We start from the raw sequence: 16754 nt of genomic DNA, 5'->3' as shown, positions 1-16754 counted from the left end.
GCTCCCGCACCCGGAGCGCAGCCTCGACCGTCCGGGCGGCTGGAGCGGTCCTCACGGAAGCCGAGATGCGCCGGCAAGACTAGGACAACATCGGCAATGCCCTGCAGCGTTGCGGCCGCAAGGTTTTTGGGAAAGGGGGGCCCCGAACTCCTGGACATGAAGCCAACAACGCCTGCCTCGTAGGTGAAGGCACTCGGCATTGTCTGACGGCTCGGTGCACAGGATCACAAGTGCGGGTTACGGCTGGAGACTTCGCTCCAGCCTCGCAAGTAAAGTAATCCCCGACGCAAAACACCCGCAGCTTTCGCTACGGGTGTTTTTCGATAATGATGATTTGGTTGCGGGGGCCTGAACGCACGGAGACTTGTAAAATCGGCCGCCTTGAACGGACTTGAACCTTCGACCTGCCGTTTTTTCGCAAGCGAGCCGGCTAATGAAGTTTGCGATATCGCTTGCACCCGTGAAATCGTCGGCGATGACGCCTAGCAGCATGGTGTTCCCCTTCTTGCGATTTGGATGTCAGGCACGCTTGAGTTCATCGCGGCAATAGATCTGCACGATCTCCTCGAAACTGGTATCCGGGACAAAGCCAAAATCCAGCGCGGTGCGAGCATCGAAGGCCTTAGGCCAGGTGCTGACAATCGCATGAATGGCCGGATCCGGTTCCTCGCGGATGAGCGCGACCGCCTCGTCCCCGGCAACCTTCCGCAGAGCTTCGATCTGGTCTTCCACTGTCGCCGAAACGCCAGGCATCGTCAGCGTCCGCACGGCAAGGTCCGGGCCTGCAACTTCGGCAGCTCTGATGAGAAAACCGATCGCCGTTCGCGGCGACGCGAACCAGTGGCGCATGTCGCGCGGCACCGGAAGGACGGCTCCTTCCCCATTTAGTGGCTCGCGAATGATGCCCGAATAGAAGCTCGATGCAGCCCTGTTGGGTTTGCCAGGCCGCACGCATATTGTCGGAAGGCGAATGCTCAAGCCATCGATGATCCCGCGCCGGGCATAATCGGCCACCAGCAGCTCCCCCATCGCCTTCTGCGCGCCATAGCTCGATAGTGGACGCAGGAGAAAGTCATCAGAGATGACGTCTGGAAGAGGCGCACCAAAGACCGCAAGCGAGGATGTGAACACGAAGCGCGGACGGTAGCCGCCGCCCACTGTGCGAACGGCATCGAGCAGCGCGCGGGTGCCCTCAAGATTGACCCGGTAGCCCTTGTCAAGGTCGGCTTCCGCTTCGCCTGACACCACGGCGGCAAGATGGAAGATGACGTCAGGGCGATGCGACACAATCCGCTCCGCCTCTCCGTCCTCCGAGAAATCAGAAGTCAACACTTCGACTTCAAAATTCCCGGAAACGAGTGGCGCCGGATAGATGTCGTGAAGGGTAAATGCGGTGATGGCCTGTCCGGCAAGCTTTCCCTCCGACGCAAGGCGTTCGGTCAGCCGTCTGCCCAACATTCCGGCTGCACCCAGGATGGCAATGCGCATTGGTCTTCTCCCATGTCTCTAATTCTGTCTGGCGATCAGTTCGCGGAACTCGTGCGGTCAATCCACGACAGCCCGCCGACTGTGTCGCTCTTTGGTCTGTATTCCAGACCGATCAGGCCCGGGTATTCGATCTCTTCGAGCACCGCGAGGACGTGCCTCAGGTTGACCTCGCCGAGATCCGGCTCCCATCGGTCCGGGACGGAAGCAAGCTGGACGTGGCCGATGAACGGCGCATGCCGCTTGATGCGCCGGGTCAGATCGCCCTCCATGATCTGCACGTGATAGACATCGATCAGCAGCTTCACATTGGGTTCAGCGATCTCGGTGATGATGTCGACGATATCATCCGAGCGGCTGACAAGGTAGTCAGGCTTGTCGCGCGTGTTCAAAGGTTCCAGGAGAAGCGTGATGCCGTGCCGGTCTGAGAGTTTCGCAACGCGCCGGAGGTTCTCCACGTACAGGCGCAGTGCTTCGGCTCGATCAGCCGGATCGCCAACCACACCTGCCATGACATGGATCGCTCTCGCCCCAAGCGCAACGGCGTATTCCAAAGCCTGGTCGAAATCCACTTGGAACTGCGCCTCCTGACCCCTGATCCCAGCAAGCCCCCATTCCCCGCGCTCCAGATTTCCGGGAGCGGTATTGATGCCCGTCATCAGGACGCCTGAGGCATCGAGCACGGCTGCAAGCCGTTCCACGGGGATGTCATAGGGAAAGTGGCACTCAACGAACCTGAAGCCCGCGGCCGCGGCCGCCGGAATGCGTTCGATGAACGGCATCTCGGCGAACATGAACGCGATGTTCGCGGTCAGCTTTGATCTGAGATCGATACAGTCCTTGCTCATTCCGCGGCCCTCCTCGCCGGGTGCGATGCGCGCCTGTTCCGATTGGCCTCGATGTTTTTTATGAGGTTCATCGGTTCTGGACGGAACAGTCGTGCGTCCATCAGCCGGAGCTCTGGCGAGATGGCCGGCTTGAATGCCATGTGTGCAAGGATATCACGCTCGAGATCGATACCTGGTGCTATCTCGACAAGCTGAAGGCCGCCGTCCAGCACGTCAAACACCGCGCGCTCCGTGACGAACAGGGCCGTGCGCCCCTCTCTTCTCGCGAAGTCGGCATTGTAGCAGATCTGCTCTATGCGGTTGACGAATTTCTTGTGCCGCCCCTCCTGGGCTATGGCAAGTTCTCCTTGCCCGGTCTTCAGCTCCAGCCCGCCGGAGGTAAACGTTCCGCTGAACACCATGTGCTTGGCATTTTGACTTATATTGATGAAGCCGCCGACACCGACGATCTTGGAACCGAAACGGCTGATATTGACGTTGCCGCCGGGATCGACCTCTGCAAAGGACAGGAAAGCGATATCCAGCCCGCCTCCGTCATAGAAGTCGAACTGGTAGGGCTGATCGACGATGGCATCGTAGTTTTGCGACGCGCCGGAATCCGGGCCCGTCAGCGGAGCACCTCCGATGAAGCCCTGCTCGTTGGTCAGCACGATATGGTCAAGGACTGCCTCTTCGGACGCAACGGCCGAAATTCCGGTCGAGATACCTGCCCCAAGATTGCAGATTGCGCCGGGCACGATTTCCATCGCGGCGCGGCGCGCAACGATCTTGCGATGATCGAACGGAAGCCGGCGCAAGGCATGGAGGGGAACCTTGAGCTCGCCGGAATAGGCCGGATTGTAATCAGTTGCATAGGTCTGGCGCTGATCAGGATCGACAACGACGTAGTCGACAAGGATGCCAGGGATCTTGACGGTTTTGGCAGGCAGCGCGCCGCGCGTTGCCATGCGCTTGACCTGAACCACGACAATCCCGCCGTTGCGGCGAGCGGCCTGTGCCGTCGAGAGCATCTCACCGAAGATCGCCTCCTGCTCCATGCTGATGTTGCCATCCTCGTCCGCGGTGGTGCCGCGCAGGAAGACGATGTCGAGCGGAAAGGGCTTGAAGCGCAAATACTCCTCGCCGTCGATCGTCATGAGCTCGACGAGATCTTCCTTTGCACTGGGGCTCTGACGGCCGCCGAGTTGCCGCGGATCGATGAATGTATGGAGACCCGTCTTGGTGATGAGCCCCGGACGGCCCGACGCCATTTCCCGCATCAATTGGGACAGCACGCCCTGCGGCAACGTGTAGGATTCGATCCGGTCAGCGGCTGCAAGGTCTATCAGCACGGGAGAATCGATCAACGCGCTGGTGATTGACCGACGCAGCATTCCCTCGTGGCAGAAGCGTGCGGCACCCTTGGTCGCCCGGTCACCCAGGCCGACGATATGCACGAGGGTCAGCGCCTTGGGGCTCCCTGTCTCCAGGTATCGGGCCTCGATCGCCTCCAGCACGCGCTCCGGAATGGCATGCCCTCCTCCGGAACCACTGACGAGAACGCTGTCGCCATCCCGCACGAGTTTCGCCGCTTCCTCAGCAGAAATCAGTTTCATGTTTCCTCCCTGGCCGTTCCAGAAAGCAGTCCGACCATTGACCACCAAGCATTTCTTATGTAACCGGATACATATTCTTCGACATCAGGCTATGTCAAGCAGTTGATCGGATGGACAGTGAGGCGGAACACCGTAATAGGAGGATGACAGGATGGCGAATTCTGGATTGGATTTTGTCGATATCGGCCAGGTATTTAAGTTTGCAAAGACGGTTGGAGAAACCGATATCGTGCTGTTTGCCGGGATCACTGGTGACTTCAGCGATACCCATGTCAACGATCAGTACATGAAGGAGAAATCCTCGATCGGAAAACGCATCGCACATGGTGCTTTGACTGTCGGATACATGAGCACGGTCTCGACCATCAGCATCGCTCATATCATCCACCGGGAGGGACTGACCGACTTTCCGGTGTCGGCCGGATACGACCGTGTCCGCTTCCTCAAGCCGGTTGTCCTGGGCGACACAATCACTGCGCATTATACGATCGCTACCGTCGACAAGGAACGCGGCAGAAGTGTCGCCAAGGTCGAGGTCTTCAACCAGCACGACGAGTTGGTGGCCGTCAGCGAGCACATCATGCGCTGGACAAAGAAGCTTGCGTCGGCCTCGGAGGCTGCCTGATGGCCCTCTCAGGATCTGCGGTCCTTGCCATCTGGAACGGCATCAAGTCGGAAGCGGAGGACGCATTCGTTTCCTGGCATATCCAGGAGCATATCCCCGAACGGGTCGGCCTTCCCGGCTTTCTTCGCGGGCGCCGCTATGTGGCAGTGTCGGGGCAACCGAAGTATTTCAACTTCTATGAGACCGAGGACGCGACCGTGCTGTCGTCGGCTGCCTATGTCGCGAGGCTGAACGCTCCCACCGCATGGACGCGATCCGTGGTAAGCAATTTCACCGATACGTCGCGCACGGTCTGCACGGTCGCATTTACCCAAGGCCTTGGGGATGGCGCGGCCATCATGACGCTGCAGATTTCGACAAGCCTCGAGAAAGCAGACTTCGCACGCAGTCTCGGAGAGCTCGCGTCGAGACTGATGCAGGCACCCGGCATTGTCGGCGTTCATCTGCTCGAAGGAGACACGAGTGCAGGTGGCACGCCGACCGCCGAGAAAGACCTGCGCGACCGCCCAGATGAGACCGCGGCCTGGATCCTTCTGATCGAAGGCACTGATGCCGGGAGGCTCGCAGCTCTCGAAAGCGACGGCCCGCTTTCCGATGAACTCTCGATTGCGGGCGCCAATGCGGACCTGCGCCAAGGCATCTACTCGCTTCAATACAGCCTGGCACACAGCCAGGTCACGACCACCTCAACGTAAACGGGAGAGAACCATGAAGTTTGTGAGATTTGGCGACAGCGGTCAGGAAAAGCCGGGACTGGTGGACGAGCAGGGCAAGATCCGTGACCTGTCGAGCCTGGTAACCGACATCACCGGCGACGCCCTCGATGGTCGGCTCTCCGAAAGTCTGAAAGGGGTGGACATCTCCGCCCTTCCCCTGGCGCCCGAAGGTGCTCGGCTCGGACCCTGCATCGCGCAGGTCGGCAACTTCATTGCCGTCGGCCTGAACTATGCCGACCACGCAACCGAAACGAATGCGGAAATTCCCAAGGAACCCATTCTCTTCAACAAAGCTCGTTCCTGCATCGTTGGTCCCTACGATGATGTCATCCTGCCGCCGGATTCGACGAAGTCCGACTGGGAGGTCGAGATCGCCTTCGTGATTTCGAAGCGGGCATCCTATGTTTCCGAAAGCGAGGCGCTTGATCATGTGGGCGGATACTTCATCTGCAACGACGTCTCCGAGCGGGAATACCAGCTGGAACGCGAAGGCCAGTGGGTGAAAGGCAAGTGCTGCCCGACATTCGGCCCGATCGGCCCCTGGGTCGTCACCCCGGATGAAGTCGGAGATCCGCAGGATCTGTCGCTCTGGCTAGACGTCAACGGCGAACGGCTGCAGAACTCCACGACCCGCAACATGATCTTCCCGATCAAGACGCTGGTATCCTACATCAGCAAGTATATGATCCTCGAGCCGGGCGACATCGTCACGACAGGCACGCCTCCGGGCGTCGGCCTGGGCATGGTTCCGCTTCGCTTCCTCAAGCGCGGCGACACGATGAAGCTTGGCGTCGAGAAGCTGGGCGTTCAGGAGCAGCGCGTGATATGATGATAGCAGCCATGTAAACGCTTGCATCGGCCGGTTGCCGGGATTAGGGCGAAGAGCACCTCTTCCCGGCGACCCGTCGTCACAAACGGAAAAACCTATGACCTCAGCCCCGAAGCGTAAGCGAACTTCCAAGACCGGAACGCCGACAGGGACCGAGATCGTTGCCAGGACGTCCGTCGGGCTGCGGGATGTCGCCAAGGCGGCGGGCGTGTCGACTGCCACCGTCTCACGCGCCATCAACAAGCCTGATATCGTTTCCGAGGAACTCAGACTGCGCATCGAAGCGGTCATCGAACACCTCGGGTGGGTGCCAGATGCGGCCGCCCGCGCTCTGTCGACCCGCAGATCAGGCGCCGTAGGCGCGGTCTTTCCAACACTCACCCATGGCGATTTCGCCCGAACCGCAACGATCCTTCAACACGAACTTCTGGCAGAAGGTTTCACGCTGTTGCTCGCCTGCTCGGAATACGACCCGGAGCAGGAGTTGCGACAGGTCAGGAAGTTCGTGGAGCGCGGCGTGGACGGCATCGTGCTGGTCGGCAACGAGCATCTGCCGGAACTGGAAAAGCTATTGAGCCGCCAGAAGGTCCCGTCCATCAACACCTTCGTCTACAACCAGGCAACGCATGGACGGTCGATCGGTCCGGATAACAGGAAGGCGTTGTTCGACGTAACCAACTACCTGATCGAGCTCGGACATCGGCGGATCGGCGTGATCTGGCAGTCCGTCGCAAACAATGATCGCGCGGCAGAGCGATTGGCAGGCGTCAGCGACGCACTGTCGGCGCATGGCCTGTCCGCCTGGCCTTACCAGATCGCCAAGGAGCTCTCCAGCATCGGCGAAGCCAAGTCACTTCTTAGGCGTATGATGAGCACGGACTCCCCGCCCACAGCCATCATCTGCGGCAATTCCTACCATGCCGTCGGCGCGGAACTAGAGGCTCTTGCCATGGGCCTGTCGATCCCGGGAGATGTGTCCATCATCGGCTACGACGACATCGAAATCATGTCGGAACTGCCGGTCCCGATCTCAACGGTTCGTGTTCCCAGCGACCAGATCGGCACCCGCGCCGCCAGCCACATCCTCGCAAGGATCCTTGGACGCGAGGAGGACACCCAATTCGAATGCAAGCCGGAACTGGTTCTGCGCGCCTCAACCGCGCCGCCGCGCTCGCCCCAGGCTTGACCTCACACGCGGTGCAGCTGCAATCCGCCGGCGATCTCGGTGACGGTTCCGGTTGCATAAGGGAAGTCTCCGCGGACCAGAGCGGAGATTGCCGCCGCAACATCCTCGGGCATGCCCCAGCGCGCCATGGGGACACCCCCCTCCTCGATAAGCCTGTCGTATTTTTCGAGAGCAGGAGCCGTCATTCCGGTGCGAATGATGCCGGGCCTGACTTCATGCGTCACGATGCCGTCGGCGGCGAGGCGCGCCGCAAAGAGCTTGGACATCATCGACACCGCGGCCTTCGACATGCAGTAGTCGGCGCGGTTTTCGCCAACGACCTCGCTGTTGATCGATCCCACGAAGATGATTGCGCGATAATCCTCAGCACGCCCACAGGCCATCGTGTGGCGTGCAAAGGCCTGCGTGAGGAAGAAGGTCGCGCGGACATTGACATCCATAACCCTGTCGAAGCTCTCGGCCGGGAGGTCCAGCATGTCAGCGCGCGAAAGTGATGTGACCCCGGCGCAGTTCACCAGGGCGACAGGTCGTTGGATAGATGCGACGAGTGCCTGGTGATGCTCGAGGCGGGTCACATCCGTCTGAACATAACGGATCTCCGGTGGAAGACCTGCTTCCGTCTCGAGACTTGCGACCGTGACGTCGAAACCTTCGGACGCCAGCCGGATGGCAGTCGCAAAGCCGATCCCCGCCGCCCCTCCGGTCACCAAAATGCCGCCACGTCGCCTCTCTTCAACACTGTAACCCTGTGACATTACAAACCTCATATCTGTTTCATCAGAATTCGATGCAGCTCCCTTTCCATCATGACGCGAGACGTAGCGTTATCGTGATAAATAGCGATTAATACCGATTTATCAGTGCTTTCGTGCGCTCCGGGCTGATGTTTTCACACAGCACCATTCGTGCATACTTGACATAGTTTCCCAACAATGTAAACGGATACATAATGTTCAGCCGAGGCGTCTTGGCAGGTGCGAGGCCGGGAGGAGGCAGAGCCCTATGACTATTGAAAGATCAAGCCGGGCCGAGATTAATGGCGAGACCCGCCTGATCGCGATTATCGGCGACCCGATCGCGCAGGTGAAGTCGCCGATCTATTACAACCGCATGCTCGCTGCAGCAGGAGCGAACGCAGTCCTCGTTCCGTGGCACGCGTCCTCGGAGACATTCGACGTGGTGATGCGAGGTCTCCTGGAGACCCGCAATGTCGATGGCGTGGTCGTAACTTTTCCGTACAAACAGCGGGCAGTGGCTTTCGCAAAAACTCTCGAGCCTATGGCAGAACTTTTAGGAGCGGTGAACGTGCTGCGTCGGGAAGCAGACGGTCATTGGACTGGCGCATTGTTCGATGGCCATGGCCTTATCGAAGGTGCTCGGAAACGCGGAATTGTCACGAAGAGTGGTCGGGCGCAGCTGATCGGCGCCGGTGGCGCCGGGAGTGCGATTGCCTACGCACTGGCATCCGAAGGGGCTATCAGCATCTCAATTGCCGACACGGATGCCGGCCGCCGCGATGCGCTAGTCAACGGCGTGAAGACCCGGTATCCGGATTGCAGTGTCGAGCCGGGCCATTCCCCGCTCAAGGACATCTCGCTTCTGATCAATGCTACCCAGGTCGGCCTGCAGGACACGGATGGTCTTCCAATGCCGATCGACGGGATGACGGCTCGCACAGCTGTCATCGATATCGTGCCAGGCCGCGACACAGAGCTTCTCCGCAGGGCCGCCGCTCTTGGATGCTTAACGCTCAGCGGATCCGCAATGGTGGAAGGACAGACGGGTATCGTCCTCCGCTTCTTGAACAAAATCGAGGCTTTTGAAGCGCTAGCTGACGGAAACGCAGATTTGCGCCAGGCTTCTCAGGGAGAGTTTACGCATGAATGAGAACGGTTCAGGTTCCAGGCTGTCTGGCTGGGTGGGTTCGGCACTGATGTCGTCCTCGGTCTTCATCGGCCTGATCATCTTATGGTGGCTCGCCGTGGTGACATTCGATATTCCCAAATATCTGCTGCCTCCGCCGCAGGCCGTCATTCCGGAGCTTATCGCATCACGGCAGAGCCTGTGGAACCATTCCTTGGTAACGATCCAGGAAATCGTGCTCGGCTTTGGCCTGTCTGTCGTGACAGCAATTCCGCTTGGTCTGCTGATCGCCTTGTCGCCAACGGCGAAGCGCATGCTCTATCCGCTTCTGGTATTCATCCAACTCGTTCCCAAGATCGCCATCGCGCCGCTGTTTGTCGTCTGGATCGGCTTTGGGCCGACGTCGAAGGTGATGCTGACGCTGCTCCTGACCTTCTTTCCGCTTTTGCTTGCCAGCATCGCGGGATTTCAGATCCTTGATCAGCGCTATCTTTACCTCACCAAGTCAATGGGGGCGACGACCTGGCAGACCTTTCGCTATCTGCGTTTCCCGTCAGCCCTGCCAGTGATCTTCGGTGGCCTGAAGACGTCGGCTACCATTGCCGCGACAGCCGCTATCGTCGCTGAATTTGTCGGGGCGAACCAGGGGCTCGGCTACCTGCTGCTGCAGGCGACAGGGGTGATGAATACAACCCTCGTCTTCGCAATCCTGTTCGTCATGACCATCATCGGACTGGCTCTGAACAGCATTGTCGAGGTCACCGAATACTTCATGACCCCATGGCGGAGAAATCAAAACCGCGACTGATTAGTTTCATCAACTCAAGGAGGAGAAGAAGATGAATCCGAACAGACTATTAAAGACGCTTAGATCAATTGCCTTGGCGGCAATGACCGGCACGGCCCTGCTAGGTTCGTCTATGGCCGCAGTGTCTCAGGAGACACCCCTGACGTTCTGGCTCAACTATCCGGCTGCCGGCTTCAACGCGGGTTACGAGCTTGCCTCGAAGAACGGCTACTACAAGGCAGCAGGTCTGGATGTGAAGATCGAACCCGGCAACGGTTCGCAGATCACCGCCCAGCTTATTGCTAGCGGCAAGGCAGAAATCGGATTTGCTGATTCCGCGCCGGTGATGAAGCTCATTTCCGAAGGCGCAAAGATCAAAATTCTGGCGACCATTCTGCAGGGCAATCCAAACCAGATCACTGCGCTGAAGGGCAAGGGTATCGCTGCGGTCAAGGACCTCAAGGGCAAGTCAGTCGCGATCCCCAATGGCGGTTCCCAGGCTGCTATGTTCCCGCTGGTATTGGCGGCAAATGGTCTGACTGCGAGCGACATCAAGCAGGTCAACATGCCAAAGGAGTCGATGGTGGCGGCCCTCCTGCAAGGCCAGGTCGATGCCATCCTCGGCTCCATCGATTTCTTCGCGATTCAATTGAAGGACCTCGGCGCCGAAACCGCAGACTTCCCGTTCATCGACAATGGCGCGCCAACCGTTTCGACGTCAATTATTGCTTCGGAAAGCTACCTCGCGAAGAACCCGGAACAGGCAAAGGCTTTCGTAGCCGCCAGCCTCAAAGGTTGGTACGCGGCCATCGACGACCCTAAGGCAGCGGTTGCCGCGATGAAGGAAATGTTCCCCGACGCTTCTGAAGCTCAGGCTCCCGCACAGCTTGAGGCGACCAAGTACCTGATGTGCGTCAACCGTGCCAAGTTTGTTGGGAAGGCAACACCTGAACAATGGGCAGACACTGTTAGCATCCTTGGAAAGATCGGAATGCTACCCGCGGACAAGGAAGCAACGACTTACTACACCTATGATTACCTTCCGCCGGAGTCCGACCTTCGCCCCTGCCCCCTGACCTAAGAGATGAAGCTGTCCGCCATGCAAGCATTACAGAAAACAAACCCAAGCAGCGAACTCAGCGGCGTCCGAATTGAGATCAAGGAAGTCGGAAAAAAGTTTGGTGCTTTCGAAGCGCTCCGACCGACGACGATCGATATCAAGCCGGGTGAATTCGTTTCCGTCGTGGGGCCTAGCGGTTGCGGGAAGAGCACGCTGATGCTGATGGTGGCCGGCCTCATGGATACTTCGAGCGGGAAGATCCGTATTAACGAAAAACCCCTGTCAGGAGCATTGACTGACGTCGGCATCGCTTTCCAGGATCATCTTCTGCTCGAGTTTAGAACGGCTATGGATAACGTCCTTCTCCAGGGCGTTATCCGAGGCCTTCCTCTGGCGCCGGTCAGGAGGCGTGCAGAGGAACTCTTCGAGCGCCTGGGCCTGACGAAGGCTGCATACAGGTATCCCAGCCAACTATCGGGCGGCATGCGCCAGCGAGTATCTCTGGCGCGAGCACTGGTGTTGAAGCCCTCCGTCCTTCTCATGGACGAGCCGTTCGGGGCGCTGGACGCGCTGACACGTGTGCAGGTTCGTCACGATCTTGAACAGCTCTGGATGGCCGAACGCCCAACAGTCCTATTCATTACCCACAGCGTCGAAGAAGCGGTCGGGCTGGGCGACCGCGTCCTCGTCATGGCTCCGTCGCCAGGTCAGTTCGTAGACGAAATCCAGATCGACCTTCCCCGCCCACGTCCGGTTTCCTTAGGCGAAGAGCCCGAACTGTCGGCCTTCTCCAAGCGCATCTACGATCACTTCGCGCGCCTCGGCGTCATTCATAGATAACTGCTATCGATTATCGTGAGCGTAGGATTTCTTTCGCCTGGCCTCGGAGACGCTGCAATTTCCTCGCAGGCGAACGCTGGTGGCAGAAATGCCACCAGCACAAATCAGAGTACAAGGTCTTGAATGGATGTGAACCCATCCGGCGTACGGGGGAATTATCTCCGCCTACGCGCTATCTCTCCCTCCTACGCTTTGATGGGAATTGGACCCGGTCGCTATCCTCGCATTAGATCATCTAACCCAGCAATCAATTGCACTCGACATGGCCGTTATGGGCCGTGAGTAGTCTAATCTGTTCCGAGGAATCATCCGTTGTCACCGAGAGGTTTTTGATCCACTCGCGGGCAAGACGTTTGGATGGTGGACATCGGCAGCGCATATCTTTTATCCTGCCTGGACACGTTGCCGAGCGGCGAGCATAAACGGAGGCCGCGATACAATTCTTGAACGGCCTCTTGCGCCGCATGCAGATCGCACTGGTGCCGCTGACGTCCTGGCCCGACGGCCCCGAGCCGGCGGAGGTTCCATTGCTTGCCGATGGCATGAACCCGATCCTACGCGTTGCAGACCATTGGCGCTTACCCCGTCACGAAACGCGCACGGAGGTCTTGGCGCGCTGTGGCGTTCTGCCCGATCCGTTTTACAAATGGCCAGCGCTCGTCTTGAATGACGCCGAACCCCCACCAGGCGCACTTGCGCCCTGGACGGCAAGCGCCTTTGAGCGCATCCCACCCCAGTTCCCGATTAGCCGTTTCACCGCCCTTGCGTGGTTCGAGGACGACGCGCACGCGAACCTTCGGCGCGTCGCTGACAATCTAACGGCATCACTCGGGCCCACGCTGGTCGGCCAGCGGTGGAACACCGTCGTCGCCGCGTGGCGCTCGGGGCTGGCTGAGGTCTCGCTGACAGCCTGGCCGCCGGAGTGGCAATCGCAAGGTCTGCAGAACCCGTCCGAGGATCGCGACCCTCGCCTTAGGACCGCCTGCCACGTGACGCTGACGACGGGCTTCCGCCTGCCTCTAAGCGCAAGAGAACGAGAATGGGTGACAAGCTCCGTGCCTCTCGCATTCGAGGGGGATGTCGGGACAGCGCGCATGGCACAGGCTGGCCGCCTTGCGCCGGGCGAGACGGAGCTCGAATATGTGCGCGACCCAGAAGACCTGGTCGAGGACCGGCAGCGAATGCTTGGGCTGTCAGCAGACGGCGAAGCGCTGATTGTGGTTTCGGATCAGCTCTTCGTCATGCACCGCACCGACATTCTGCATCTTGAGGTCATTAGTATGACGCCGGCCAAGGGCGGGGGCGGCTCGTCGCTTCATGCCCATTGTTACACGCATGCACCCGGCGCGGACAACCAGTCTGTGTTCCTGGCGCAGCACAGCGATCCCGACGGCATGACGGCGCTTGGGCAAGAACTCGGCAAGCGGCTCGGTTGTTTGATCGAGGTCAGCCTATACTACCCTGATTGCTGACCATGTATGGATGACGGCTGGGACCAGTGTCGATAAGAGCGCCAGAGCGAAACGAACAGAAGCGGGCTGGCTAATGGAAGGCAGCAGGCCGGGCGCATACCGGACCGAGACCGGAACCAAGTGGCGCGAAGGAGTGCTTGACCGTTTACGACGGCTGGGCACCTTGGAGCTTCTCGTCCTCCTTCTCGTCTTGCCGGTCGCAGCGGAGGCGCACGAGCCCGGTTACGCCGACGCAAAGATCGCCTCGCACGCACGCACTAGCCGCGCGGGCGTCCGTCTCGCCTTTCCTGTCGGTGAACTGCCCCGTCGCGGGATGCTGGTCACGACCGGCAACGTCCTGTCGCCGCTGGCTCGCTGGATCGTCATTGATCTCGACCTCATGACGATCCGGCAGGCAACAACCCGTCTGTCCGATGCGGAAGGGCCGGTGGAGATCCAAAGCGAACGCACCGATGCCATTTCGGATGACGAGCGGCGCAAGGTGATTGCATCCGGAAATGAGGTCTGGATCATGCCGGGCTCCGATCCGCCAGTACTCGGTGAGCCGACGGACCAACTTTGCAGCATCGCCCTGTTCGATGGCGACGACGTCCTGCAGGAGGTTGGCTCCGATTGTCCGAGACCACGTTTCGTCGCAGTGCTGGAAGCGTTGGCGGCGTCCGCCAACCAGCGAGCCAGTTTGCAGGAGCATGCGCCGGCTCCTCCTTCCGCGGAGGCGTCCAGAGGAGCCCGGCGAGGCGGCTATGGCTTCAGCCGCCGGCTGGAAGTCGACCACGCCGCCTGCCAAGATCGATTCGTGGACGACGGCCACTTGAATACCCGGCTCTTGCCGCCAAGTGGCTACGACGTCGAAGACCTTGATTTCCCGCTACTTCCTATGGGTGATTTCGGCTCTTCATCGGCTTCACCAACGACGAACGCGCTTAGTTTGACAATGACCATTGCTTAGGCGTTAGCGCTTCTTACTGACTCATCTCGAATGCTCCGAGGGTGCCGCCGTGAGAGGCATCCACTTCTGTTACCATCTCGGAATCGGCAGTTCCGGCTAAACCAAGCCGAGGTCTTTGTAATTGCTGTGCAGTGCCTGGTCTGCGTCGCTAAAGCGCTCTCTGGCGAAATTGTGCTGATGCCAGTACGGGTAGATATATGGCGGCCGACTGATCTGATTGAGCTTTTCGTGCTCCTCCGCATCGAGATTGAGATCGACCGCTGCGATATTCTCGCGGAAATGTTGCTCGGTCAGTCCGCCGACAACGAGCGAGCACACGGCAGGCCGGGTCAACGTCCAGGCGAGCGACACCTGTGCTGCCGTCATACCTCTTTCTGCGGCGATCTCCTCAAGGATGTCGACAATTGCCCAGAGGCGATCCTTGTCTCGGATGGGAGGTTCCGACCAGCCTTCGGCTTGCCTTGAATCCTTCGGCGTCTTGTTGCGGCCGAAGGCCCCTGAAAGCAGGCCGGCGGCCAGCGGGCTCCAGACTGTAACGCCCAGCCCCTGATCGACCGAGATCGGCAGCAACTCGTATTCGGCCTCGCGCGCTTCCAGCGTATAGTGGATCTGCTGCGTGACGAAGCGGGGCAGACGCCGCTGGTCTGCCACGCCAAGCGCCTTCATCAAATGCCATCCGGAATAGTTCGAGCACCCGATATAACGCACCTTGCCGGAACGAATGAGACTATCCAGCGCCGACAGCATCTCATCCAGCGGCGTCACGCCATCCCACTCGTGCATGTGATAGATGTCGATGTGATCGGTTTGCAGTCGTTTCAGGCTGCGTTCGCATTCACGGATAAGGTGGAAACGCGAGGTGCCCTCGTCATTCGGGCCGTCGCCGATCCGCATCCGCGCCTTCGACGAAATCAGCACGCTGTCACGCCTGCCCTTAAGCGCCTCGCCGAGAATTTCCTCGGAACGGCCGAGCGAATACATGTTGGCCGTGTCGAACAGGTTCACGCCGCCATCGATGCAGACGTCGACGAGACGCCGGGCATCGCTGACGTCCTGGCTGGCGACTTTTGAAAACGCCCCTACCCCGCCGAACGAGAAAGTCCCCATCGAGATTGCCGAGACCTTAAGGCCCGACTTTCCTAGAACGCGATATTCCATCCTTGCCTCCTCCTGTCGAAATCTTTTCCTTGCCCTACTGGCGAACCTCCACTCGCGGGCAGGCTACCGTCATTCGGCCAACTGCTTTTTGCCGACACGGTTTCGCTGCTGCATCGGAGCCGGTCGCGGTGCATCCCGAGCATCGCTGGCGCGCAATACAAGATCGGCGCCGACCAGCATTTTCACCGAAGGCTGGCTTTCGGCGGCATTGATGAGATCGTCGAGGATCGTCACCGAGAGATAGCCGATCTTGCGCTTCGACACGTCGATCGTGGTCAGCGACGGATCGCTCGTGGCGCTTTGCGGCAGGTTGTCGAAGCCGATAATCGAGACATCATCGGGAACCCGGATGCCGAACTCCTTGAGTGCCTTGATGAAGCCGTAGGCGATGATGTCGTTGGTGCAGAAATAACAGTCAGCAAGATCGAGCCCGCCTTCCATCAGCGCACGGGTGTCTTCATAGGCCCCCTCGTGGGTGGATTCTATGGACAGCACATCGCTCTCGCGAACCTTCAGGCCAAGCCGCGCCATGTTCTTGAAAAACGCTTCCTGCCTCAGCCGGAAGTTGGTCGTGCCGACATGACTTGCGACAAAGCCGATCCGCTCGAAGCCATGGCTTAGGAACCGCGACAGTACCTTGTAGACCGCATCCTCGTTGTTCATGTCGACGAAATTGGCATCGACGACGTCGTAGAAAGTGTCGATGAACACCGTTGGAAAGCCAACGCTCTGGATGAGCATGATGTCGTCCTCGGACAACTCGGTGCCGAGCGCGATCACTCCGCTGATCGGCGCACCGGCAAGCGATTCCGCCACCGAGCTGATCGACTGTCCCTCGAAGCTGACGACTTCCAGCGTGTAGTTTCGTCGGGTGGCCTCGGCCGACATGCCGTCTATGTAATCGGAAATAAACACGCTGTGGTCGCGGTTAACCGTATGGCCGTGCTTGGAAATTTTGAGGAATCGCAGCGTCTCTCCGCCGCCCTCGTTGCCGCCCTTGAGGTTGCGTGGGACATATTTGAGCCGCGCAACCGTTTCCAGCACCCGTGCACGGGTTACACCGGAGATCTCGCCCTTGCCGTTGAGGACAAGAGAAACGGTGGCCGGCGAGACGCTGGCAGCCCCGGCGATATCGCGTATCGTCAATTTCTTCGCTGGCTTCATGCGCAATCTGGACCTTCAAATCGGTTAAAACACAAAAAAGTGTTTAGTAAACAGCCCAGTCTCCATTTCGAGGGTTAGGCCAAATCCCCAAGGTGCGCAACCGCAAACATACGCAAAAAACCGCTTGCTAAGCCAAAAATGCTTTGATAGCCATTTAGTAAAGTTTGCGCTTGTTTA

The 16754-nt window shown here is 59.2% G+C and carries 16 protein-coding genes; 10 read left to right on the top strand and 6 right to left on the bottom strand.

Translation table 11 applies throughout. From position 1 onward, the window contains the following. Positions 1–519 precede the first annotated feature (519 nt). Genes denD through G6K99_RS14495 form a run of 3 tightly spaced genes read right to left on the bottom strand, consistent with a single transcriptional unit; the run spans position 520 to position 3928 of the window. On the bottom strand, positions 520–1488 hold the full coding sequence (gene denD, locus G6K99_RS14505) for a D-erythronate dehydrogenase (RefSeq protein ID WP_174196948.1): 969 nt from the start codon (positions 1486–1488) through the stop codon (positions 520–522). A 35-nt stretch (positions 1489–1523) separates the two neighbouring features. Further along, complete coding sequence (locus G6K99_RS14500) at positions 1524–2333, bottom strand: hydroxypyruvate isomerase family protein (protein WP_174196947.1); 810 nt, start codon at positions 2331–2333, stop codon at positions 1524–1526. Beyond that, positions 2330–3928 (bottom strand): acyl CoA:acetate/3-ketoacid CoA transferase, encoded by a 1599-nt coding sequence (locus G6K99_RS14495; protein ID WP_174196946.1) that lies wholly within the window; start codon positions 3926–3928, stop codon positions 2330–2332. Before G6K99_RS14495 ends, G6K99_RS14500 begins: the two co-directional genes overlap by 4 nt. Positions 3929–4079: 151 nt before the next feature. Here G6K99_RS14495 and G6K99_RS14490 point away from each other — a divergent pair, with 151 nt between their 5' ends. The 4 genes from G6K99_RS14490 (at position 4080) to G6K99_RS14475 (ending at position 7284) form a co-directional block, all read left to right on the top strand. Beyond that, complete coding sequence (locus tag G6K99_RS14490; RefSeq protein WP_174196945.1) at positions 4080–4553, top strand: MaoC/PaaZ C-terminal domain-containing protein; 474 nt, start codon at positions 4080–4082, stop codon at positions 4551–4553. Beyond that, positions 4553–5248 carry a DUF4286 family protein gene (locus G6K99_RS14485; protein WP_174196944.1) on the top strand — a complete coding sequence of 232 codons (696 nt, stop codon included), beginning with the start codon at positions 4553–4555 and terminating at the stop codon, positions 5246–5248. Before G6K99_RS14490 ends, G6K99_RS14485 begins: the two co-directional genes overlap by 1 nt. Before the next feature lie 13 nt (positions 5249–5261). Then, positions 5262–6098: a fumarylacetoacetate hydrolase family protein gene (locus tag G6K99_RS14480; RefSeq protein ID WP_174196943.1), complete on the top strand. Its 837-nt coding sequence runs from the start codon at positions 5262–5264 to the stop codon at positions 6096–6098. A 97-nt stretch (positions 6099–6195) separates the two neighbouring features. Beyond that, the gene (locus tag G6K99_RS14475) at positions 6196–7284 is read left to right on the top strand and encodes a LacI family DNA-binding transcriptional regulator (RefSeq protein ID WP_174196942.1); all 1089 of its coding nucleotides are present in this window, start codon (positions 6196–6198) and stop codon (positions 7282–7284) included. Between the two features lie 2 nt (positions 7285–7286). On the opposite strand, the gene G6K99_RS14470 is transcribed toward G6K99_RS14475, so the two are convergent. Continuing rightward, positions 7287–8039, bottom strand: coding sequence for a 3-ketoacyl-ACP reductase (locus tag G6K99_RS14470; RefSeq protein ID WP_174196941.1), 753 nt, complete (start codon positions 8037–8039; stop codon positions 7287–7289). Between the two features lie 247 nt (positions 8040–8286). Between G6K99_RS14470 and G6K99_RS14465 the strand changes: the two genes are divergently transcribed. The 6 genes from G6K99_RS14465 (at position 8287) to G6K99_RS14440 (ending at position 14255) form a co-directional block, all read left to right on the top strand. Then, a complete protein-coding gene (locus G6K99_RS14465) occupies positions 8287–9171 on the top strand; it encodes a shikimate dehydrogenase (protein ID WP_174196940.1) in 885 nt (294 codons plus the stop codon). Beyond that, positions 9164–9955 (top strand): ABC transporter permease, encoded by a 792-nt coding sequence (locus tag G6K99_RS14460; RefSeq protein WP_113110387.1) that lies wholly within the window; start codon positions 9164–9166, stop codon positions 9953–9955. Before G6K99_RS14465 ends, G6K99_RS14460 begins: the two co-directional genes overlap by 8 nt. 31 nt (positions 9956–9986) lie before the next feature. Next, on the top strand, positions 9987–11015 hold the full coding sequence (locus G6K99_RS14455) for an ABC transporter substrate-binding protein (protein ID WP_113110386.1): 1029 nt from the start codon (positions 9987–9989) through the stop codon (positions 11013–11015). Between the two features lie 3 nt (positions 11016–11018). Then, positions 11019–11834 carry an ABC transporter ATP-binding protein gene (locus G6K99_RS14450; RefSeq protein ID WP_202048831.1) on the top strand — a complete coding sequence of 272 codons (816 nt, stop codon included), beginning with the start codon at positions 11019–11021 and terminating at the stop codon, positions 11832–11834. 443 nt (positions 11835–12277) lie between these two features. Further along, positions 12278–13306 carry a hypothetical protein gene (locus tag G6K99_RS14445; RefSeq protein WP_174196939.1) on the top strand — a complete coding sequence of 343 codons (1029 nt, stop codon included), beginning with the start codon at positions 12278–12280 and terminating at the stop codon, positions 13304–13306. Positions 13307–13379: 73 nt separating this feature from the next. Then, the gene (locus G6K99_RS14440; protein ID WP_174196938.1) at positions 13380–14255 is read left to right on the top strand and encodes a hypothetical protein; all 876 of its coding nucleotides are present in this window, start codon (positions 13380–13382) and stop codon (positions 14253–14255) included. A gap of 96 nt (positions 14256–14351) precedes the next feature. Here the strand turns inward: G6K99_RS14440 and G6K99_RS14435 are convergent, their stop codons facing one another. Beyond that, positions 14352–15413, bottom strand: coding sequence for an aldo/keto reductase (locus tag G6K99_RS14435; protein ID WP_174196937.1), 1062 nt, complete (start codon positions 15411–15413; stop codon positions 14352–14354). 69 nt (positions 15414–15482) lie between these two features. Beyond that, entirely contained in the window at positions 15483–16577 is a 1095-nt protein-coding gene (locus G6K99_RS14430; RefSeq protein ID WP_113110382.1) for a LacI family DNA-binding transcriptional regulator, read from the bottom strand. Positions 16578–16754 lie beyond the last annotated feature (177 nt).

Source organism: Neorhizobium sp. AL 9.2.2 (genome assembly GCF_013317225.1).
Lineage (GTDB): Bacteria > Pseudomonadota > Alphaproteobacteria > Rhizobiales > Rhizobiaceae > Neorhizobium > Neorhizobium soli.
Note: the sequence above shows the minus strand (reverse complement) of the source record. Positions and strands in the feature narration are given on the sequence as shown.